Source organism: Allobosea sp. GW823-FHT02B03, assembly GCF_058797755.1.
The window spans coordinates 317,455-338,268 of the sequence record NZ_JBXAJY010000005.1 but is presented as its reverse complement, the minus strand read 5'-3'; the positions used below and the strand labels follow the sequence as shown (position 1 = coordinate 338,268).

Below are 20,814 nucleotides of genomic sequence, written 5' to 3'. Positions count from 1 at the left end.
CTCGGTTTCTCCCGCATCAGCGCCATGGCGTTCCGCCCTACACTGCGACCGCGACCTGCCTGACCACCTCGTCGAGAACCGCGTCCGCGTTCATGCCGTCCGCGCCGGCCTCATAGGACAGCGAAACCCGGTGCCGCAGGCAGTCATGCGCCACGGCCTGAACATCCTCCGGCGTGACGAAATCGCGGCCCTGCAGCCAGGCATAGGTGCGCGAGCAGCGATCGAGTGCCAGCGAGCCGCGCGGACTGGCCCCTACCGCAATCCAGTTCTTCAGCTTGTCGCCGAACTCGGCAGGACGGCGCGTCGCGGCGATAAGCGCGACCATGTAGCTTTCGACAACGTCCTTGGTCACGACACGGTCGATCTCGGCGCGTGCGTCGAAGATCACTTGCTGCGGGATCTTGGCGGGCTCGGCTTCGGCCGGGTGCGCGGCGCTCTCGCTGCGGACCAGCCGCATCACCTTCACCTCGTCGGCATCGGACGGGTAGTCGATGCGGATATGCATCAGAAAGCGGTCCATCTGCGCTTCCGGCAGCGGATAGGTGCCTTCCTGCTCGATCGGGTTCTGGGTCGCGAGCACCATGAAGAGCGGCGGCAATTCATAGCGCTTGCCGGCCACGGTGACGTGGCGCTCCTCCATCGCCTCGAGCAGGGCGGACTGGACCTTGGGCGGGGCACGGTTGATCTCGTCGGCGAGGACGAGATTGCCGAAAATCGGTCCCTTCCGGAATTCGAAAGCGCCGTCCGGACGCAGGATCTCGCCGCCGGTCACGTCGGAGGGCAGCAGGTCCGGCGTGAACTGGATGCGGCTGAAGTCCGATTCGAGATTCTTCGACAGGCTCTTGATCGCACGGGTCTTGGCGAGGCCGGGCAAGCCCTCGAGCAGGACGTTGCCATTGGCGAGGAGCGCGATGACGATGCGTTCGACGACGCGCTCCTGGCCGATGATGTCCCGGTTTATCCGGCTCTGGAGGTCGCCGACGGCACTGCGTACGCTCGGTCCGGTTCCGTCCATCGCCCGTTCCCTTCGGCCAGCATCGGGAGATTCTGCCGAGCGAGGCGGGCAAGTCACTGCTGTAACCGTTACAGCGCCGGTTCGTGTCGCCCCTCGCCTGCTTGCCTGGACGCGGCGAGCATGAGCCGGCCCACGGCTCGGCAATACTTCGAGCGGCCGCAGCCGGACCGCTCGCCGTGTATCGGCGTCATGGGTTCTGTGGGAGCAGGTCGTTCCCGAAGAAGTCGGTCTGTCGCGTCGCGCTGGTCTGATTGGCCCGGACATAGGCCGGCCCACCGGTCCGCGCCGGGTTGGGGCCGGGGTCGAGATAGCTGCGCTGCGGCGGTTGGACAGAGGCAGGCGAAGGCGCTGGCGCCAAGACCGGCGGGGCCTGCTCGGCGGTCGTGGTGCAAGCGACCAGGGGCAAGCAACACAAAAGGGCAGCCGGCAGGCGGAAGGACTTCAGCGCGTATTTCATCCGATCCTCGACAATTAAAGACAAACCCTGGCCATGCGGCGCTGTGAGGATGCGGCCCCTTCGCCGCGAGAGCAAGGGGCCGCGTGGGTGCTCAGCGTACGGCTCGCAGTTGTTCCTCGATCTTGGTCAGGTTGAAGGAGCCGGGCGTCTGGCTCGGCGGATAGTCCTTCATCGTTTGCAGGAACTTCGCGGCAAGCGCCTGGATCGGAACAATGACGAAGACGCGCTCCAGGAACCAGTCATTGTAGACATTGGCATTGTGCTGCGCCTTCTCGAACGGGTCGCGGCGGAGATGGAACAGCAAGGGCACGCGCAGTTCGGTGAAGGGCTCGCGCCAGACGCCGAAAGCCTGCCCGCGGTTCTCGAGGAAGACGACCTTCCAGTCCTCATAGCGCGCCGCCACGACCTGGCTGTCGTCATTGACGTACCAGAACTCCTTGCGCGGCGATTCCTTGGTCTTGCCAGTGAGATAGTCGAGAAGGTTGTAGCCATCGATATAGTTCTTGTAGGGCCGGCCGTTGAGCGTGACGCCCTTGAGAAGCTGTTCCGCGATATCCGGCGCGCCCGCTACCGCCGCGAAGGTCGGCAGCCAGTCCTCATGGGCCACGATGCCATTCAGCGTCGTGCCTGCCGGGAACTTTCCCGGCCAGCGAACAAAGGCCGGCACGCGATAGGCGCCCTCCCAGTTCGAGTTCTTCTCGCTGCGGAAGGGGGTGGTCCCCGCGTCCGGCCAGGTGTTGTAGTGCGGGCCGTTGTCGGTCGAGTAGAAGACGATCGTATCGTTGGCGACGCCGAGATCGTCGAGCACCTTGAGCAGCTCGCCGACCATGCCGTCATGCTCGACCATGCCGTCCGAGTAGTCGTCCTGTCCGGACTTGCCCTTGCTCGCCGGCTTGATGTGGGTGCGGAAATGCATCCGCGTCGCATTCCACCAGGTGAAGAACGGCTTGTTGGCGCGGACCTGGCGCTGGATGAAATCCTTCGCGGCGGCCAGCGTCTCCTCGTCGATCGTCTCCATCCGCTTCTTGGTCAGCGGCCCGGTATCTTCGATCTTGCCGTCGGCCGAGGCTTTGATCACGCCGCGCGGGCCGAACTTCTTGCGGAACTCGGGATCCTTCGGATAGTCGGGGTTTTCCGGCTCCTCCTCGGCATTCAGATGGTAGAGGTTGCCGAGGAACTCGTCGAAGCCGTGCTGGGTCGGCAGGTGCTCGTCGCGGTCGCCCTGGTGGTTCTTGCCGAACTGGCCCGTGGCGTAGCCGCGCGACTTCAGCACGGTCGCCATGGTGACGTCGGTCTTCTGCCAGCCCTCTTTGGCGCCCGGCAGCCCGACCTTGGTCATGCCGGTCCGCACCGGAACATTCCCGCCGATGAAGGCGGCACGCCCCGCGGTGCAGCTCTGCTGACCATAATAGTCGGTGAAGCTGACGCCTTCCCGGGCGATCCGGTCGATGTTCGGCGTCATGTAGCCCATCATGCCGCGATTATTGTGGCTGATGTTCCAGGTGCCGATATCGTCGCCCCAGATGACGAGGATATTCGGCTGACGGCCTGAGCCGCCGCTCGCCTGAGGCGTCGGAGCCGGCTGCTGCGCCTGGGCCTGTGTGCCGGCCGCGGCGGCGGCCACGAAGGCCGTTCCCGACAACAGGATGCGGCGGCGGTTGAGGTCGATGTCGTCCCTTGCAGTCGCAGTCTGGTCGGTCTTGTTCGGGTCTGCTGTCATCGAACATCCTCCTTGTGCTTCTGTGGGGACTACTCAGGATGCCGGCCTGACAACGCAGCGGAAGCCGACATGGCTTGTCGATGTATCGACTGGCTCGGCGTGCCGCGCAGCCGGGCGGTAGCGGCGGCAATAGCTCGGTGCGCAGAGATGCGAGCCGCCTTTCAGGACCTTGCGCGGGATAAGGATCTCCGGCTGGCGCGGATCGTAGCTGTCCGCTTCCGGCCCCCCGCGAGGGTTCTGCGGCACACAGCAGGCCTTCGGCGCATCGGCCTGATGGCGGGTGGACCAGAAATCGGAGGTCCATTCCCAGACATTGCCGATCATGTCGTAGAGCCCGTAGCCGTTGGGCGGATAGCTGCGGACGGGCGAGGTCCGGGCCCAGCCATCGTCCTTGGTGTTCTCGTGCGGGAAGCTGCCCTGCCAGGTGTTGGCCATGTGGCGGCCTTCGGGGACGAGTTCGTCGCCCCAGACGAATTCGCTGCCCTCGCGACCGCCCCAGGCCGCAAACTCCCACTCCGCCTCGGTCGGCAGCGATTTCCCGACCCAGGCGGCATAGGCTTCGGCGTCGCGATAGGCGACATGGACGACAGGGTGATCGTCGAGCCCCTTGATCGAGGAACCCGCGCCATAGGGCTTGCGCCAGGTCGCCCCGAACTTGAAGGTCCACCATTGCGACCAGTCGCGCAGGTCGACCGGGTGCGTCGGCGGGTTGAACATCAGCGATCCCGCCCGCAGCATATGCGGCAAAGCCCCCGGATAATCCTTCGGGTCCGGCGCGATCTCGGCGAAGGTCACATGTCCGGTCGCCTCGACGAAGGCGCGGAACTGCGCGTTGGTGACAGGGATCTCGTCGATCCAGAAGGCATCGACGGTGACGCGGTGGCTCGGCGCCTCCTCGGCATAGTGCACGTCGGAGCCCATGCGGAAGGTGCCGCCCTCGACCCGTCGCATGCCATTGGTAAGAACCGGCTTATCGAGCATTTTCGGCCCCTGCCCTAGCGGCTTTCCGGAAAGACCGTCTTCCAGTCCTTCTTCATGTCGACGACCGTCCAGCCCTTGGCCGCGGCCTCGTCAAGTGCCCTATCGAGCTTGCCGATCTGGGATTTGCGATCATAGGCCCATTCGCGCTCGGCGTCGGTATGATGGACGATCAGTGCCAGCCGCGTACCATTTCCTCCCGCCGTGTATTGCAGCATCTGGAGATCGCCGTCGGAGTTGCCGAAGGCGAGAATCGGGCGCCTGCCGATGAAGCGGTTGATGCCGACCGGCTTGCCCGGTCCGTCATCGATAAACTCGACCTTTCGGTCCTTGACCAGCTCCGGCTTGCCATTGGCTCCGATCCGGAACTTGACGGCGCCGGACGAGCCGACGACCTGCTCGGGCGGGATGCCATAGGCCTTTTCGGCAAAGACCCGCATGAACTCGACCCCGCCGCCGGAGACGATGAAGGTCTTGAAGCCATTGGCGCGCAGATAGGCGAGCAGCTCGAGCTGCGGCTGGTAGACCAGTTCGTCGTAGCGCCGCTGCTTGGTCGGATGGCGGGCCGAACTCAGCCAGTTGGCGACCGAAGCTTCGAACGCTTCGGTGGTCATGCCGGAATGGGTCAGGGCCACGACCTGAAGCAGACCCTTGTTCCCGTCGGCCGCCAGCGCCTTGAGATCGCGCGCGATTACGGAACGATAAGGCTCCTTGCCTTTCAGCTCGGGCTTCTCCGCCACTTGCCGCTTGATCTCGTCGAACGCGAAAAGCAGCTGGAAATAGGCTGGCTGCTCCGCCCAGAGCGTCCCGTCATTGTCGAAGGTGGCGATGCGCTCGGCCGGCTTGACGAAATCCGGGCCGCCATCCCGCGTCACCTTGCCGACGAAATCGACGATAGCGGCCTTGGCCTTGCCGTCATTCCAGGAGGGGAGCGGGTCGTTCTGAGCCCAGGCGACCGAGGCGACCGAGAGAAACAACAACAGCGCCGCCCCGCCAAGCGAGCGCCTTGTCATCGCAGTCGGCAACTCGCAGGCCATGGCAGGCTCCTTCCCATGCGGGGCATCTGGAGCGAGCCGGCCGCCGGGGCCGGCTCGCTCGTCGGCAGGTTACTTCGTCGCCCGGCTGGCGGCCTGGTCGAGGTTGCGCATGAGCGCATCGACCATCTGGTCGACGCTGAAGCTCGCCGGCCGCTGGCTCGGCGGATACTCCTTGAAGGTCTGCAGGAAGGGCGCGACCTTCCAGACGCCGTACTGGATCAGATAGGCGTTCTTGGCGAGCCAGTCGTAATACTGGTCGGAGACGACATCCGCCCGCTCCATCGGGTCCATGCGCAGGTTGAAGACCTTGGGCGCCCGCAGGCAGGTGAACGGATTGGCCCAGACGACGAACCCACCCGGCGCGCGCTGCTCGCAGAAGACGATCTTCCAGTCATTGTAGCGATAGGCGACGAGCTCGCCGTCATCGTTGAAATAGTGGAACTCGTTGCGCGCGGATTTCGGCTGCTGGCCGGTGAGATAAGGCAGCTGATTGTAGCCATCGAGATGGACCTTGGCCTGCTTGCCGTCGAGCGGCGTGCCCTTGGCCAGCTTGTCCTTGATCTCGGCATCGCCGGCCGCCGCGACCAGGGTCGGGAACCAGTCGAGCCCCGAGATCATCTCGTTCGAGACCTCCCCCGCCTTAACCTTGCCCGGCCAGCGGATCATCGCCGGGACGCGGAAGGCGCCTTCCCAGTTGGTGTCCTTCTCGCTGCGGAACTGGGTGGTGGCGGCGTCCGGCCAGGACCACTGGTTCGGGCCGTTATCGGTCGTGTAGATGACGATGGTATTGTTGGCGACACCGAGATCGTCGATTGCCTTCAAGAGCTTGCCGACATCGCCGTCATGCTCGATCATGCCGTCGGCGTAGTCATTGCCAGGCATGCCGCTGATGCCCTTGTTGGCCTCGCGGATATGGGTGAACACATGCATGCGCGTCGTGTTCATCCAGGTAAAGAACGGCTTGTTGGCCCGGACCTGGCGCTGCATGAAATCGATCGCGCCGGCCGTGGTCTCGTCGTCGATCGTTTCCATCCGCTTGCGGGTCAGCGGCCCGGTATCTTCGATCTTGCCGTCGGACGAAGTCTTCAGCACGCCTCGCGGCGAGTTCGACTTGACGAAGGCAGTATCGTTCTTCGGGTAGTAAATGCGCTCCGGCTCCTCCTCGGCGTTGAGGTGATAGAGATTGCCGAAGAACTCGTCGAAGCCGTGCCGGGTCGGCAGATATTCGTCGCGATCGCCGAGATGGTTCTTGCCGAACTGCCCCGTGGCATAGCCGAGAGGCTTCAGTGCCTGGGCGATGGTGACGTCGCGATCCTGCAGACCGACCGTCGCGCCGGGGATGCCGACCTTGCAGAGACCGGTGCGCAGGCAGGCCTGACCGGTGATGAAGGTCGAGCGGCCGGCCGTGCAGCTGTTCTCCGCATAATAGTCGGTGAACATCATGCCTTCCTTGGCGATCCGGTCGATATTGGGCGTGCGGTAGCCCATGAGACCGTGCGAGTAGGCGCTGATGTTCGACTGGCCGATATCGTCGCCGAAGATCACCAGGATGTTCGGTCTGGCGGTGTTCTGGCTCGGCGCCGGCTGGGCCTGCGCCGGCATCGCCGACAGCCCCAACCCGACCACGAGACCCACTGCGGCGAGGAATTTATGGCGTCCCATGAGACACTCCCGGTTCCGGATCGGCGCCAGGCGCTAGGCGTCTTCAAGACCGCAAACCTGGGCACGCGCGGCGAGAAGCTCGCATGGGGGTAGGCCCGGCATAAGCGTGTAACTGTATCAGCTTTGCTGGCGGGCGGCCGACGTCACCGAAGCGCAAGCACTGCCGTGATCGATCTCGCCGCGTCCTGGGCCAGTTCATCGATCAACTCGAAACCCGCCACTGCCCTGGCGAAGTAATCGCGGAAGTCCGAAGCCAGCACCTCGCCGTTGCGCAGGTCGCTGAAGCGCCAGGAATAGCGGCTGCGCTCCGCCAGCGGACGCACCGCGATATCGAGCAGGTAGGATTCGCCGGGCTTCTCGAACAGGGCCTGGATCGAGCCCGACGCTGCCGCTCGCTCCGCCGGCGGCACGACGAGCGTCTTGAAGCGCGCCTTGCGCAGCAGAACGAGCAGTGCATCGGTGAAGAGCTCGCCGCGCAATTCGGCCTCCGGATCGGCATGGCCGGAATGGTCGTGAATCACCACGGTGGCCGCCGGCGCGGCATTGGCCTCACCCGCTGTCATAGCCTTGGCTGCGACCATGCTGTCCGCGACGTCGGGCGACCAGGCGAAGCTCGGCACATACCCCCCGCGCGGCATGGCGATCCTGATGCGGTCCCCTGCCCCGGCGCCTTCATAATAGGCCGTCAGGGCCGAGCGCAGGCGCGTCGCCTCGATCCGGACGATCGGGTCGACCGTCGGGTCGAAGCTGTCATCCCGGCCGAAGACATCGACACCGATCGAATAGGCTTTGATACGGTCCGAGCGACCTTCGATGGTCTGCGTTACCACGAAGGACAGAAAGCGCCTGTTGCGCTCCGACAATCGTAGCGCGTCGTTAGCGAGTAGAATTTGGAGCGATTCAAATATCTCGCCAGGTGGCGGCTCAGCGCCGTGGGCCGAAACACTTTCGTCCATTGCTCCGCCTCCAAAGCCTGGACTGAAAAACAGCTTCCCCGATCACTATGACAATGGCGCAACGACAGTTCACTTGGCAAGGTGCACCGCAGGTCCGGACGCTGCACCGGAAGCCGTGAAGTTAGGAAATCCTCTCCAGAATATCTTGTTCTGTCGCGGATGCGAGCGCGTTGTATTCCTCTGCCCGCTGCTTGCCGACCGCCGCGGCGGATTTCGCCCAGTAGGCAGCGGCTTCGCAGGCGGCCTCATAGGCCTCGCAAAGCTCCACGAGACGCTGATCGCGGGCAAACTTCTCGCGCAGCTCCGTGCGCCTGTTCGGCCAGCGAAGCATGAGGCGTGCGAGCCCGCGTCTTTGCGCCTGTTCCATAGCCACGCGTTCACCATTTCGTGAGGCGTAGAGGGGGAGCATATCGGTGAAGTGCCGTCGGGTGCAGCCGTAACAGTTGCGCCGCGATCGAGCTTTCAAACCCGGCCTGTTTGCGCCTCGGCTTGACGGTTACGGCCAAAGCACCCCAGGCTTCGTCACGACGCATGGGAGGCCGGTAATGCAGCGACTCAAGGCCGCTCTGCTTGGCGCATCTGCCTGCCTTTGCGGCAGCCTGATCCATACGCCGCTGGCCGCGACGGAAGGCGGGGCGAGCCTCTTCGTTCCCGGACTGCATGGCCCCGGCGCCGGCATCATTCCGCCGCCGGGCTTCTATTTCGAGAACGATTTCTACTCCTATTCCGGCCGTCTCTCGGCCCGCAAGCAGACCCAGTTCGGCGGCGCCATCCTCTCGAATGTCGAAGTCGAGGCCAGGATCAACTTCGCGACTCCGACCTGGGTGACGCCTTTCGAGATTCTCGGCGGCAACCTTGCCTTCGCAGTCTCGATCCCGTTCGGGACGCCCAGGGTCAGCGCGGGCGCAGTGATCGCGGCGCCCCGCTTCGGCCGCGCAGTCGGCCTCAGCCTGCGCGACGCGACCTTCAACATCGGCGACCCGGTGGTCACCAGCTCACTCGGCTGGCATGCCGGGAACTTCCACTGGCTGGTCGGCGGCGCCGTCAGCATTCCCGCGGGCGCCTATCAGGATGGCCAGCTCTCCAACGTCGCATTCAACCGCTGGATCGGCGACGTCTACGCCGCGGCGACCTGGCTCGATCCGAAGATCGGCCTCGATATCTCGACGACCGTCGGCTTCGAAATCAACGGCACGAACCAGGCTACCGACTACAGAAGCGGCAACGCCTTCCACGCCGATCTGGCGATCACCCAGTATCTGAGCAAGGAATTCTCGATCGGCGTCCTCGCCTCGCATTACCATCAGGTCAGCGGCGATGGCGGCGCCGGCGCCTCGCTCGGTCCCTATAAGGGGCGCGTCACCGCTGTCGGCGGCACGATCGGCTACAATCTCGACATCGCGGGAACGCCGGTGTCGACCCGCCTGAAGATCATGCGCGAGGTCAGCGTCGAGAACCGGCCGCAGGGCACGAGCGTGCTGGTGAGCGTCGCCTTCCCGCTCGGGCCTGCGCCATCGCCCAAGGCCGCGCCCGAGCCAAAAGTCGTCAAGCACTAGATCCGGCGGGACCAGGCAAGGGTCCGGCGCCGCTAGCGCCGGAAACCGCCGCCGTGGAAACCTCCTCCATGGAATCCCCCGCCATGGAAGCCGCCTCCAAAGCCCCCTCCACCGTGGAAGCCACCGCCGCGAAAGCCGCCGCCGGCGAAGCCTCCACCGCCGAAACCGCCGCCGCCACGGAAATGCTCCAGGCCCTCGCCGCGGAAACGCGCCGCCTGCTCGCGGTCGAAATGCCTGAAATCGCCGCCGCCGGCATTCTGCCAACGGCCGTTCTCGTGCCTCTGCCAACCATCGGCGCCGCGGCGCATGACCTCGCCATTGCGCCCGGCATAGAGATCGTTGGCGCGGGGATGGTTCTGCCGCAGGTTCGACGCCGCCTCGCGCGTGCGAGCCCCACCGGCGAGATTGCCGCGCTCGCCGGCACGGTTCTCGAGGCGATTGCCGGCGCGGCCATCGACCCGGTTGCCGATCCGACCGTCGGTACGATTGCCGATGCGGTTATCGATCCGCGAATGCACGGAGTTGTTGGTCCAGCGATTATAGATGTTGGCCTGGTTGAAGTTGAAATTGTTGACGACGACATTGCCGCCACCATGCCAGCCCCAACCGCCCCAGCCCCAGCCGGGCCCTGCCCAGGCCCCGCCGGCCCAGGCCGCCCCGGCAACGGCGCCCAGGGTGAAACCGGTGACGGCGCCCCAGCCGAAGGCTGAGCCATAGCCATAGGTCAATGGCGCCGGGTACCAGGCCGAGCCGATCCAGGCCGGATAGGCATAGCCGGTGCCGTAGACCACGACGCCGCCAGGCGCGACGACGGTGCCGAAATAGCCCGGCGTGTAGCCGACATAGACGGTGTCGGGCGTCGCGCGGTAGACCTTGGCGTAGGTCACGTAATGCAGCGGCGAGTCTGCCGGGATCGCATAGATCGCGGCCGGCACCTCGGTCGCGACCAGCCAGGGGCCGGAAAGACTGGCCGAGGTGAACCAGACCCCGTTCTCGACGACATAATAAGCCTCGCCAGCCTTGATGACCGGCAGCGAAGCGTTGATGACATAGTCTAGCCCAGCCCCCGGAATCGGCTTGAGCTCCGGCTTGCCGTCATAGTGAACTGTGGCCTTGGCCTTCTTGCGATCGACGGCCGCCGTCTGCGGGATCTGGTTGTCGATCAGCGATTCCTGCGCCTGTACCGTTCCGCTCACCGAAGCGAGCACCTCGCCCTTGGGATGGCTTTCGGCAATCTTGGCAAAGTCGGCCGGCAGCTTGTCGCTGGCGACGAACTCCCACGGCCCGTTCTGCAGCGACTTGCCGCGGAACCACCTGCCGGAGACCAGGAGGTAATTCTCCTGGCTGGCGACATCGACGACGAGCTGGCTCCCCGTGTTCTTGACGTAGAGCAGCTGCGTGCCGGGAATCGGCGCGTATTCGGGATGCCCGACCGTCTGGATCAGTTCGGCCGGTTCGAGACTGACATGCAGCGCCGGGGTCGCGCCCGCCGCGACGGCCTCGGCGATGTCGGGCGGCGCCTCGTCCATCAGATTGGCGCGCGAGCCCGCAGCCTTCAGCGCCGCCGCGAGGCTCGCCGGCGGCTGGCTCGCGACACTCCAGCTGCCTTCCGGCGCCTTCGCCGTCCACCAATGCCCGAGCGCGCGCAGATAATAGCTCGCGCCCGCCTCGTCGAAGAGCATCAGCGCCGGCGTATTGATCACGCGCAGCAATTTGCTGCCGGTCATCTGGCGCAATTGCGGCTTGCCGTCGACCAGGACCAGCATGGCCGGGTTCTCGCTGTAGATGATCTTCGGCGGGTCGTTCCTGACCGCGACCTCCTTCACCCCGGTCTCGGCCTCGGACACTGCGAGGCTAGCCTGCAGGCGCGACAGCGAGAGGGTTCGCAGGCCGCCGCCGGCGTGCTGGCGCAAGGCTGCGGCATAGGCCTCGGCGTTGGCTGCATCGGAGGGGAAACTCGCCCGGACAACCTCGATATTGCCGAGGGTCACCAGATCGTTCTCGCGGTCGACGTCGGTGTGGGCCTTCAGCCAGACCACGCCGAGCGTCGGCGACGCAGCACCCGGGCGCTCCACCGAAACAGCGGCCCGGGCCTCCAGCGTGCCGTCCTGCCAGCGCTCGATCTGCGGCTGATAGACGGTGATGTCGCGCTCGCCATCGGGAACGACGCGCGGCCAGCCGATCTCGGCCTCGTCTGCGACCGGGCTCGGCGCCGCGGCGGCACCTGGCGCTGCTGCGGGACGCGCGCCCTGCGCAAAGCCCGCTGTCGGCGGCAGGACGAGGCCGATGACCGCAACCAGCGCGACCGTTCCCGACAATCTGGCTCTCAAGCTGGCTCGCATCCCGGATCCCTCCTGTTTCGGCAGCCTGCCAGGAAACCCGATGGCACCTCAGGCCGGCTCGGCGCCCCTCATGTCACCCGTCGCAGCGGTGATAAGGCGTCTCGACCTCGGGAAACTCCGGATCGAAACGGACGAGCCCGCCATCGGGCTTGAAGCGGACCGAGACGCTCACATTCTCGAAGATGATCTCGCTTTCGCAGCCGAGCAGGAAGGTCAGCACATCGCCCTTCTGCTTCGACGAAATCACGTCGCAGCTCGCATTGGGGCTACGGATATGCTTGCCCGTCGCGATGAAGCCCGACCAACCCTCGGCCGAATTCTTGTTGAAGACCAACCTGCCGGTGCGCTTGGTGAAGACCTGATCGCAGGTCGCGGCATTGGTCGCCCAGGCGCCCTGCAGGCGCTCCGGCGAAGCCTGGGCCGACGCTTCCTCGGATGCGGTCGCGGCGCCGGCAAGCAGCAACACCGCCAATAGCCCTTGGCCTCGCCTCATGGTTCACCTGCCTCGCTCTCTTGCTCGAATCACGCAGCTCGCGCGGATCGCCCGAAGGCCCGCATGCCCGATGGGAACAGCCTGCAATGTCTGACGGATCGTCACAAGCGGGAAGCGAGCCTGGGGCCTGTAACGGTTACAGCCGGCGGAGGCCGCGCGGAACTCGATCGCCACATTGGCGGCCCGCCGAGGCCCAGGGCTGGATCGCCGCCCCTCCAGTCGGACGCGGGCGATCCAGCTTCTTGTCAGAGCATCGGCTCTCTGCGGAGAACGGGCTCCGCTTTTCGGCCCACGGTCCTAGAAGCCGAGGGCGATGCCATCGCCGCGCGGATCGGCGCCGCCTTCATAGGTTCCGTTTTCGTGGTCGATGCGGATCGCCTGGGCATGGCCCAGGGTGCCGTCCCAACCGTCCACGATCTTCACCGGGTGCCCACGCAGGCGCAGCTCGCGCTTCACCTCGTCGGGCATGCGGGCCTCCAGCGCGAGATCGCGCGACGCCGTCCCCCAGGTCCGCCCCATCAGCCAGCGCGGCGCCTCGATCGCCTGCTGCACGTTGAAGCCGAAGTCGATGATCCGGGTGAGCAGCGCAGCCTGGGTCTGCGGCTGTCCCTCGCCGCCCATGGTGCCATAGGCCAGCGCCGGCTTGCCGTCCTTCATCAACATCGCCGGAATGATGGTGTGGAAGGTACGCTTGCCCGGTTCGAGGCTGTTCGGATGCGAGGCATCGAGCGAGAAGAACGAGCCCCGGTTCTGCATGACGATGCCGGTATCGCCGGCCACCACCGCCGCGCCGAAGTCGTGATAGATCGACTGGATGTTCGAGACCACGAGCCCGTCGGAATCGGCGGCGCAGAAGTAGACGGTGTCGCCCGAGGGGGCCTGTCGCTTGGCCGCGCTGCCGAAGCTGATACCCGGCTCGATCGTGTCGAAGGGACGGGCGGCAACGGGATCGATCAGCTTCCTGCGCTCATCGGCGTAGTCCTTGGAGAGGAGCCGTTCGAGCGGGATGTCGACATGGGCGGGGTCGCTCAGCCACTCGTCGCGATCCGCGAAGGCGACTTTGATGGCCTCGACGAGGTGGTGGTAATAGGCCGCCGTGTCATTGCCCCAGCTCTTTACGTCATAGCCTTCGAGCAGGTTGAGAATCTGCAGGGCCGCGAAGCCCTGCGTCGACGGCGGCAGCTGGAACACCTCGTAGCCACGATAGCCGGTCGAGATCGGCTGGGCCCAGCGTGCCCGATAGCCGGTGATATCCTCGAGCCGCAGCGGCGAACCTTGCGCCTCGAGCGACCTCGCCATTTCCTGCGCGATCGGCCCCTCGTAGAAGCCTTCGCGCGGACCATGCTCGGCGAGGAAGGCGAAGGTCCTGGCCAGGTCGGCCTGGGCCAGCATCTCGCCGTCGCGCTGCGGCCTGCCCTTCGGCAGGAAGATGCGCGCCATATCCTTGTCGTTGTTGAGGATGGCCTCGTCCGTCACCAGCCAGTCGGCAAGCGAGCGGGAGATCGCCATGCCGTCGCGGGCATAGGCGATCGCGTCGGCGAACAGGTCCTTCCACGGCAGCTTGCCATGACGCTCATGCGCGAGACGCCAGCCATCGACGACGCCGGGCGCAGTCAGCGCCGCAAGCGGGCCTCGCATTGGAATCTGCTCGCTATGGCCGTTTGCCTTGTAGAATTCGCGTGTCGCAAGACGCGCGGCAGGGCCGCTCGCCTCGATCGCTTCGACGCCCTTGGCGCTGCCGCCGGCGATCAGCCAGAAGGCGTCGCCGCCAAGGCCGGCCATATGGGGATAGACCACGCAGAGCGTCGCATTGATGGCGATCGCCGCGTCGACCGCGCTGCCGCCACGGCGCAGCGCGTCCTGCCCGGAGGCGGAGGCGAGGTAGTGAGGCGAGCTCACCATTCCCCTCGCCGCGTGGATTGCCGGTCGGCCGGTCCTCGGCCCGTTCGCGTTTATCATGATGTCCTTTCTTCGCTTTTCGTGGACGAAGCAGCGTCGTCAGTTGGGCTTCGGCGGGAAGAGGAGGCGCTGCAGCGGCGGGATCACGGCCGCGATGCTGAGGGCGACCATTCCGGCGGTCGAAACCAGGCGCCAGTCATTGGTCGTTCCGATGCTGATCAGCGGCAGCGCCGCGAGGAACAGCAGGAACGAAACGCTGAGATACGACAGGCGATTCTGCAGGATTCGCTTGATCATCGGTTGTCTCCGTTCACTGGGTCACGAGGACGAGGACGACCGTGGCGACGCCGGTGACGACGAAGGCCAGGATGGTCCAGGGGATCGTCTTGCGAAGGATCGCGCCCTCCTGCCCGTTGATGCCGGTGGTGCTGGCGCCCATCACCACATTGGCCGGGGCGATGGCGTTGCCGATGGCGCCGCCGGCGCTCTGCGCGGCCAGGATCGTTGCTTCCGGCAGGCCCTTGGCGCGCGCCAGCGTGACCTGCAGCTCCGAGAACAGCACCTGGGACGACGTGCTGCTGGAGGTGATGAAGGCGCCGAGCACGCCGATGCCGTTCGCCAGGAAGGCGAAGACATAGGCCGGAGCGACTTCGGCGATGCCGAGCGCCAGCATCGTGTTCTGCCCGGAATGCTTCATGATCGAGGCCATGGTCAGGAAGGCGAGGATCGGCACCGAGGCCGGCACGGCGCTGGCGATCAGGCCCCAGACAACACCGGGCTGCGCCTTGCCGGTCCGCTGCGCCCACTGCGCGAAGTAGCCCTTGCCCGCAAAGATCATCCAGACGATCAGCGCAGTCAGCAGGATGGTCGCGCCGGGATGGCTGAGGAAGCGCAGGGCTGAGTACTGCTCCGTCGCAGCCGTGGTGACGCCGAGCCCGGTGGCCACGGCCGGGAAGGCCCAGCCAACAGCCGGCCCATCGAGGAACTGGCGCAGAGGCTCGATCAGCGAGGTGCCCGTGGCCAGCACGGTCAGCAGGCCATAGGGGGCGAGCGCCGTCAGGGTGCCCATGGGCGGCTCGGCACCGCGATCGTCCAGATGCGCGTCCTCGCGCATGGCCGGACGTTCGGTAATGCCCTCGACCGGCCGGCTGTAGCGAGACCAGCGCGACAGCGGGTAGAGCGCGAGCAGCGCGACCGTCGCCGGCAGGAACGCCGCCAGCACCGGGTCGATCCAGACCGTGGCGACCTGGCCGAAGCCCTGGATGGCGGCGATGATCAGGACCAGCGGCCAGCCGGCGCGCACGGCCGGCCAACGGCCATAGAGCCAGACGACGGCGAAGCCGCCGAGCACGGCCTGGATGACGATCAACAGGGCCGCCTGGACGCCGGTCGAGAACACGGTCGCCGCGTCGAGATCGACGACCTGCAGGGTCGCGAGCCAGCCAACGCCGAGCGTGCCGTAAAACTTCGCCCAGATATGCGCGATGATCGGGATCGCGACCGCGTAGACCGGCTTCATGCCGAAGGCGACGAGCAGCGGGGCGACCACGGCGATCGGCGTGCCGAAGCCGTCAATGCCCTGCAGGAACGAGGTGAAGACCCAGCCGAGCGCGACGATGATGAACAGCTCGTTGCGGGACATCCGGGCAATGCCATGGCGCAGCGCGTCGTAGCCGCCGGACTGGTTCATGATCTGGTAGAGCAGCAGTGCCGGCCAGATGACGTAGAGGATCGGGATCGCATCCCAGATGCCCTTGGCCGAGGCCACCGCCAGGGTCCGAGCCGGCGTCTCGAAGGAGAAAGCGGCAACCGCGGCCGCGATGAAGATGCCAGTGGTGCCCGCCTGTTGTGCCGTCCAGCCAAGGCCGACCATGAGGACAATGAGGAGCACGATGGGAACCGATGCCAGCACCCAACCCAGCAGATCAACACTCAACAATATGTAATACCTTTCTACTTTGTGATGAGATGAAAATTGATCTCGCACCAACGCAGAAAAATGATCATCCCCACCACGGTAAAACAACAAGCATGATGCTTGTTTGAATCGAGACTGAACGCAGATATGCGCTGATCCTCAGCATTGGTTACGATAGCGAGGCAAGCCATGGGTTGATTCAAATCAACCAGGGAGGCATCCATTCCTTGAGAACAACCTGACCATTGGGCAGATGGAGACGGGCGCCAGAGCCCCCCTGAACGCGTCCCGTCACAGGCCCGCCGCAGTCTTGTACCTGCAGCGCAACGGTCGGGGCGCGCGCGCCCGAGCATGAAGCGCGCTTCGCGGGTCACGACCGCCTGCGGCCTCCTGGACTAGGCCTTGCTGGAGATTTCCGGTTGATCAGCCCAGGCGGCGCGCAGGGCCTTCGGCATGACGACGCCGAAGGAGGCGCGGGCCACCTTCATCTCCGTCGGGGCGAGGCGGGAACTCCGCTCTCCTCTCAGCCTGCCGCGGCTGGAATCAGCAATGGACGAGCTACGACTGACGCATAAGGCAAGCCATGCCTAGAGGCCAAGCATCGGCGGCAGGTCTGTTAGCAATTTCAGTTATTTAGAAACGACAGCCAAAAGAATGGCTGGGGGACTAGGATTCGAACCTAGACAACCAGAGTCAGAGTCTGGGGTCCTACCGTTAGACGATCCCCCAACGGGCGCGCTGTGCGTCGCGTCGGATGGCGCGGGTCTAAACAACCTCGGCGCCGGTTGCAAGCCTTGTGTGACAGATTTCGACAAGTCGCGTGCGGGGACGGACAAGCCTCACGCCGAACGGCGCGAAACGGCCATGACGGAAAGCGCCGGGCCAGCAGGGTTCCGGCGCCGGGATTGCGGAAGGCGGTCCACAGCGCCTGCCCGGCAGGGTTCGCCGCTGCCTGCTATAGGGCCTGAAAAGGGGCACGCACGCGCAGGCGATGCGCGGGGCGCCTCCGCCGAGCCTGATTCGAAGCGCTCGCCTGCGGCCTTGCGCAACCGAGAGGAAGCGCATCCAGGCGGCTTACGCGCCTGGATGCGGGAGATCGGGCGAGACTGCGCGCAAAGCCCCCTGCCCGGCCCTGAACTGTGGCGCATCGACCCGGGTTCCGCGCGACCGAGCAGCGGCGATGGCCGCCTCATGCCGAGCGGCAAGAATCAGCTGGCGCTCAGCGTCCGGCGCACCGCATCGCGCCAGCCGGCGACGGCCGAGCGGCGTGCAGTCTCGGCCAGCTCGGGCGAGAAGCGCCGCTCCAGCCGCCAGCGATCGCCGAACTGCGCCGGCTCCGGCAGCAGGCCGGCGTCGAGCCCGGCGAGATAGGCGGCGCCCAGCGCCGTGGTCTCGAGAACCTCCGGCCGGTCGACCGGAGCCGCGAGGATGTCGGCGAGGCGCTGCATCGTCCAGTCGGAGGCGACCATGCCGCCATCGACGCGCAGCACCGTGCCGGCGCCCTCGGCTTCCGGCCAGTCGGCGCGCATCGCCTCGAGCAGGTCGAGGGTCTGGAAACAGACCGAATCGAGGGCGGCGCGGGCGAATTCGCGCGGGCCGGTGTTTCGGGTCAGGCCGAACATCGCGCCGCGCGCATTGGCGTCCCAATGCGGCGCGCCGAGCCCGGTGAAGGCCGGCACGAGATAGACATGCTGGCCGGGGTCGGCATTGGCCGCGAGCTGCCCGCTTTGCGAGGCCCGCTCGATGATCCCGAGCCCGTCCCTGAGCCATTGCACGGCCGCGCCGGCGATGAAGATCGAGCCTTCCAGCGCATAGCAGCGCTCGCCGCCGAGCTGGTAGGCGATGGTGGTCAAGAGCCGATTCTTCGAGGCAACCGCCTTGCTGCCGGTGTTGAGCAGGGCGAAGCAGCCGGTGCCATAGGTCGATTTCAGCATGCCCGGCGAGAAGCAGGCCTGGCCGACGGTGGCGGCCTGCTGGTCGCCGGCGATGCCGCGAATCGGGATGGCGCCGCCGAACAGCTCCGGCTCGCTCTCGCCGAACAGGGTGGCGCAATCGCGGACCTCGGGCAGCAGCGAGGCGGGAATATCGAGCAGGGTGAGCAGGTCCGCGTCCCAGCATCCCTTGTGGATGTCGAACAGCATGGTGCGCGAGGCATTGGTCGCGTCCGTAGCGTGGACGCGCCCGCCGGTCAGCCGCCAGAGCAGGAAGGAATCGACCGTGCCGAAGGCAAGCTCGCCGCGGTCCGCCCGTTCGCGCGCGCCGGGGACATTGTCGAGAATCCAGGCGATCTTGCTGCCGGAGAAATAGGGGTCGAGCCGCAGGCCGGTGCGGGCGGCGACAAGGTCGCCATGGCCTTGTGCCTCCAGCGCGGCGCAGCGCTCCGAGGTCCGCCGGTCCTGCCAGACGATGGCCCGGTGGATAGCCTCGCCGGTGCGCCGGTCCCAGACGAGCGTGGTCTCGCGCTGGTTGGTGATGCCGATAGCCGCGACCTCGGCCGCGCTCACCTGCGCCTTGGCGAGGGCCTGGCGGCAGACGGCGAGCGTACTCTCCCAAAGATCCTCCGGCTCGTGCTCGACCCAGCCGGAGGCGGGAAAGTGCTGTGCGAACTCCTGCTGGGCATTGGAGACGGGGTGGAGGTGATCGTCGAAGAGAATGGCACGCGATGAAGTGGTGCCCTGGTCGATCGCCAGGATCATGCGCCGCGCCGCCATACCGTCTCTCCCTAGCCATTCCCGCCGCGATGCTGATGCCCGGCGCTGCGGGAGCTTTGCCGCCAAGCCGGCTTCCAGGCAAGCGGCCAGCTTCCCCGCCTACAATGCTTTGCTTTCGCAGGTTCTGCTTGGCAGGCGCGAGGCGCTGTTGTTACGCTGCCCGAGAATGGAAACGTTCCGGCCTCGTGCCGGGCTCCCGGCAGGCTGCCGCGACGGCCTGACCGGCGAAGGATTGCAAAGTGACGGTCGAGGACCGCCAGGAATCGGACCGACCCGCCGTGGCAGCGGTCGCTGCGACGACGGATCGCGCCGCGACCACCCCCGGTGGATTCGCCACTCCGGCGTTCCAACGCCGCAGTTCTGCGACCTATGCCGCCCTCGACCTCGGCACCAATAATTGCCGGCTGCTGATCGCACGGCCGGCCCAGCACGGCTTCCGCGTCGTCGACGCCTTCTCGCGAATCGTCCGGCTGGGCGAAGGGCTTTCGGCCAGCGGCCGGCTCTGCGAGGGAGCGATGGAACGCGCCGTCGAGGCGCTGAAGATCTGCAAGAGCAAGATGGACCATCGCGGCGTCACCCGCGCCAGGCTGATCACCACCGAGGCCTGCCGCTCCGCGACCAACGGGGTCGATTTCGTGCAGCGAGTCGGCCGCGAGGCGGAACTCGAGCTGGAGATCGTCGACCAGCGCACCGAGGCCTCGCTCGCTGTCACCGGCTGCGCCGCCCTGGCAGCACCGGAAGCGAATGCGGTCATCGTCTTCGACATCGGCGGCGGCTCGACCGAGATCGTCTGGCTCGGCGGGCGCGAGTCTGGCCGCGATCCGGCCTCCCGAATCCGCGAATGGGCTTCGCTGCCGATCGGCGTGGTCTCGGTCGCCGAGCGCTATGGCGGCGTCGAGGTCGGGCGCGACCTGTTCGAGCGCATGGTCACCGATTGCAGCGCCGCTCTGAAACCCTTCGCCGACAAGGCGGCAGCGGCGCGCCAGGCGCCCGGTTTCCACCTGCTCGGCACCTCCGGCACCGTCACCACCGTCGCCGGCATCCATCTGCGCCTGCCGCGCTATGACCGGCGCCAGGTCGATGGACTCTGGATGCGCGAAGCCGACGTGCTGAGCGTGATCGATGAGCTCGTCGCGATGGACTACGCGCAAAGACAGGCCAATGCCTGCATCGGCCGCGACCGGGCCGATCTCGTGCTCGCGGGCTGCGCCATCTTCGAGGCGATCCGGCGCGCCTTCCCGAGCCCGATGGTACGGATCGCCGATCGCGGCCTGCGCGAAGGCATCCTCCTGCGCATGATGCATGAAGACCGGGCTTGGTGGCGACGCCGGCAATGAGCTAAGTCGAAGCCATGAACCCGTCAAAACCGAGCGGTGGCGCCCGCGACCTGCGCGTCAAGGTCAAGAAGCCGGCCAAGCGCAGCCATTCCTCGCAGCTCTGGCTCGAGCGCCAGCTCAACGACCCCTATGTGAAGCGCGCCCGCGAGATGGGCTATCGCTCGCGGGCCGCCTTCAAGCTCGCCGAGATGGACGAGCGCTTCAAATTCCTGAAGCCCGGCCAGAAGCTGATCGATCTCGGCTGCGCGCCGGGCGGCTGGTGCCAGGTCGCATCTGCGAAGATCGGCCTCGACAAGGGCAAGGGCCGGATCGTCGGCATCGACCTGCTGGCCGTCGATCCGATCCCGGGCGTCGAGTTGATCCAGCTCGACTTCATGGCGGAGGAGGCCCCGGCGATCCTCACCGAGAAGCTCGGCGGCAAGGCCGATGGCGTGATGTCGGACATGGCGGCCAACACCACCGGCCACAAGAAGACCGACCACCTCAAGATCATCGCGCTGGCCGAAGCCGCACTCGAATTCGCCAACGACGTGTTGGCGCCGGGCGGGTTCTTCCTCGCCAAGCTGTTCCAGGGCGGCGACAGCGCCGAGCTGCTCGGCCAGCTGAAGCGCGACTTCAGCAGCGTGCGCAATCTCAAGCCGGCGGCGAGTCGGGCGGATTCCTCCGAGCTCTACGTGCTGGCGACGGGCTTTCGCCGCAAAAGCGAGCCTGCGGCGGAAGACTGAGCCGCGCA

Annotated in this window: 16 protein-coding genes and 1 tRNA gene; 3 read left to right on the top strand and 14 right to left on the bottom strand. The window is 66.2% G+C overall.

Annotation, left to right across the window (positions count from 1 at the left end; genetic code table 11):
* Positions 1-37: 37 nt before the first annotated feature.
* The 7 genes from AC1REK_RS18695 to AC1REK_RS18665 all read right to left on the bottom strand — a co-directional run bounded on the left by AC1REK_RS18695 (position 38) and on the right by AC1REK_RS18665 (position 8,192).
* Positions 38-1,015: an AAA family ATPase gene (locus AC1REK_RS18695; RefSeq protein ID WP_492268902.1), complete on the bottom strand. Its 978-nt coding sequence runs from the start codon at positions 1,013-1,015 to the stop codon at positions 38-40.
* Positions 1,016-1,563: 548 nt separating this feature from the next.
* The gene (locus AC1REK_RS18690; protein WP_492268903.1) at positions 1,564-3,192 is read right to left on the bottom strand and encodes an arylsulfatase; all 1,629 of its coding nucleotides are present in this window, start codon (positions 3,190-3,192) and stop codon (positions 1,564-1,566) included.
* A gap of 33 nt (positions 3,193-3,225) precedes the next feature.
* Positions 3,226-4,173 carry a formylglycine-generating enzyme family protein gene (locus AC1REK_RS18685; protein ID WP_492268904.1) on the bottom strand — a complete coding sequence of 316 codons (948 nt, stop codon included), beginning with the start codon at positions 4,171-4,173 and terminating at the stop codon, positions 3,226-3,228.
* A gap of 14 nt (positions 4,174-4,187) precedes the next feature.
* Positions 4,188-5,207, bottom strand: a complete 1,020-nt coding sequence (locus tag AC1REK_RS18680; protein WP_492268905.1) for an HAD family hydrolase — start codon at positions 5,205-5,207, stop codon at positions 4,188-4,190.
* Between the two features lie 69 nt (positions 5,208-5,276).
* On the bottom strand, positions 5,277-6,869 hold the full coding sequence (locus AC1REK_RS18675; protein ID WP_492268906.1) for an arylsulfatase: 1,593 nt from the start codon (positions 6,867-6,869) through the stop codon (positions 5,277-5,279).
* Between the two features lie 143 nt (positions 6,870-7,012).
* Positions 7,013-7,699 carry a hypothetical protein gene (locus tag AC1REK_RS18670; RefSeq protein ID WP_327520361.1) on the bottom strand — a complete coding sequence of 229 codons (687 nt, stop codon included), beginning with the start codon at positions 7,697-7,699 and terminating at the stop codon, positions 7,013-7,015.
* Positions 7,700-7,946: 247 nt separating this feature from the next.
* Positions 7,947-8,192, bottom strand: coding sequence for a hypothetical protein (locus tag AC1REK_RS18665; protein ID WP_327520362.1), 246 nt, complete (start codon positions 8,190-8,192; stop codon positions 7,947-7,949).
* Positions 8,193-8,370: 178 nt separating this feature from the next.
* Between AC1REK_RS18665 and AC1REK_RS18660 the strand changes: the two genes are divergently transcribed.
* On the top strand, positions 8,371-9,381 hold the full coding sequence (locus AC1REK_RS18660) for a SphA family protein (RefSeq protein ID WP_492268907.1): 1,011 nt from the start codon (positions 8,371-8,373) through the stop codon (positions 9,379-9,381).
* Positions 9,382-9,413: 32 nt separating this feature from the next.
* Here AC1REK_RS18660 and AC1REK_RS18655 read toward each other — a convergent pair whose 3' ends face one another.
* The 7 genes from AC1REK_RS18655 to glpK form a co-directional block, all read right to left on the bottom strand.
* Positions 9,414-11,699, bottom strand: coding sequence for a hypothetical protein (locus AC1REK_RS18655; RefSeq protein ID WP_492268908.1), 2,286 nt, complete (start codon positions 11,697-11,699; stop codon positions 9,414-9,416).
* A 97-nt stretch (positions 11,700-11,796) separates the two neighbouring features.
* Entirely contained in the window at positions 11,797-12,216 is a 420-nt protein-coding gene (locus AC1REK_RS18650) for a hypothetical protein (RefSeq protein ID WP_327520365.1), read from the bottom strand.
* A gap of 297 nt (positions 12,217-12,513) precedes the next feature.
* The gene (ggt, locus tag AC1REK_RS18645) at positions 12,514-14,118 is read right to left on the bottom strand and encodes a gamma-glutamyltransferase (protein ID WP_492268909.1); all 1,605 of its coding nucleotides are present in this window, start codon (positions 14,116-14,118) and stop codon (positions 12,514-12,516) included.
* A 96-nt stretch (positions 14,119-14,214) separates the two neighbouring features.
* On the bottom strand, positions 14,215-14,412 hold the full coding sequence (locus AC1REK_RS18640) for a hypothetical protein (RefSeq protein ID WP_316017882.1): 198 nt from the start codon (positions 14,410-14,412) through the stop codon (positions 14,215-14,217).
* Between the two features lie 13 nt (positions 14,413-14,425).
* Positions 14,426-16,027, bottom strand: a complete 1,602-nt coding sequence (locus AC1REK_RS18635; RefSeq protein WP_492273818.1) for an L-lactate permease — start codon at positions 16,025-16,027, stop codon at positions 14,426-14,428.
* 661 nt (positions 16,028-16,688) lie between these two features.
* A tRNA-Gln gene (locus AC1REK_RS18630) sits at positions 16,689-16,762 on the bottom strand.
* A gap of 479 nt (positions 16,763-17,241) precedes the next feature.
* The gene (gene glpK / locus AC1REK_RS18625; RefSeq protein ID WP_492268910.1) at positions 17,242-18,744 is read right to left on the bottom strand and encodes a glycerol kinase GlpK; all 1,503 of its coding nucleotides are present in this window, start codon (positions 18,742-18,744) and stop codon (positions 17,242-17,244) included.
* A 278-nt stretch (positions 18,745-19,022) separates the two neighbouring features.
* Here glpK and AC1REK_RS18620 point away from each other — a divergent pair, with 278 nt between their 5' ends.
* Together AC1REK_RS18620 and AC1REK_RS18615 are read left to right on the top strand one after the other, a co-directional pair.
* Entirely contained in the window at positions 19,023-20,081 is a 1,059-nt protein-coding gene (locus tag AC1REK_RS18620; RefSeq protein ID WP_492269125.1) for a Ppx/GppA phosphatase family protein, read from the top strand.
* 14 nt (positions 20,082-20,095) lie between these two features.
* Entirely contained in the window at positions 20,096-20,806 is a 711-nt protein-coding gene (locus tag AC1REK_RS18615) for an RlmE family RNA methyltransferase (RefSeq protein WP_316017885.1), read from the top strand.
* Positions 20,807-20,814 lie beyond the last annotated feature (8 nt).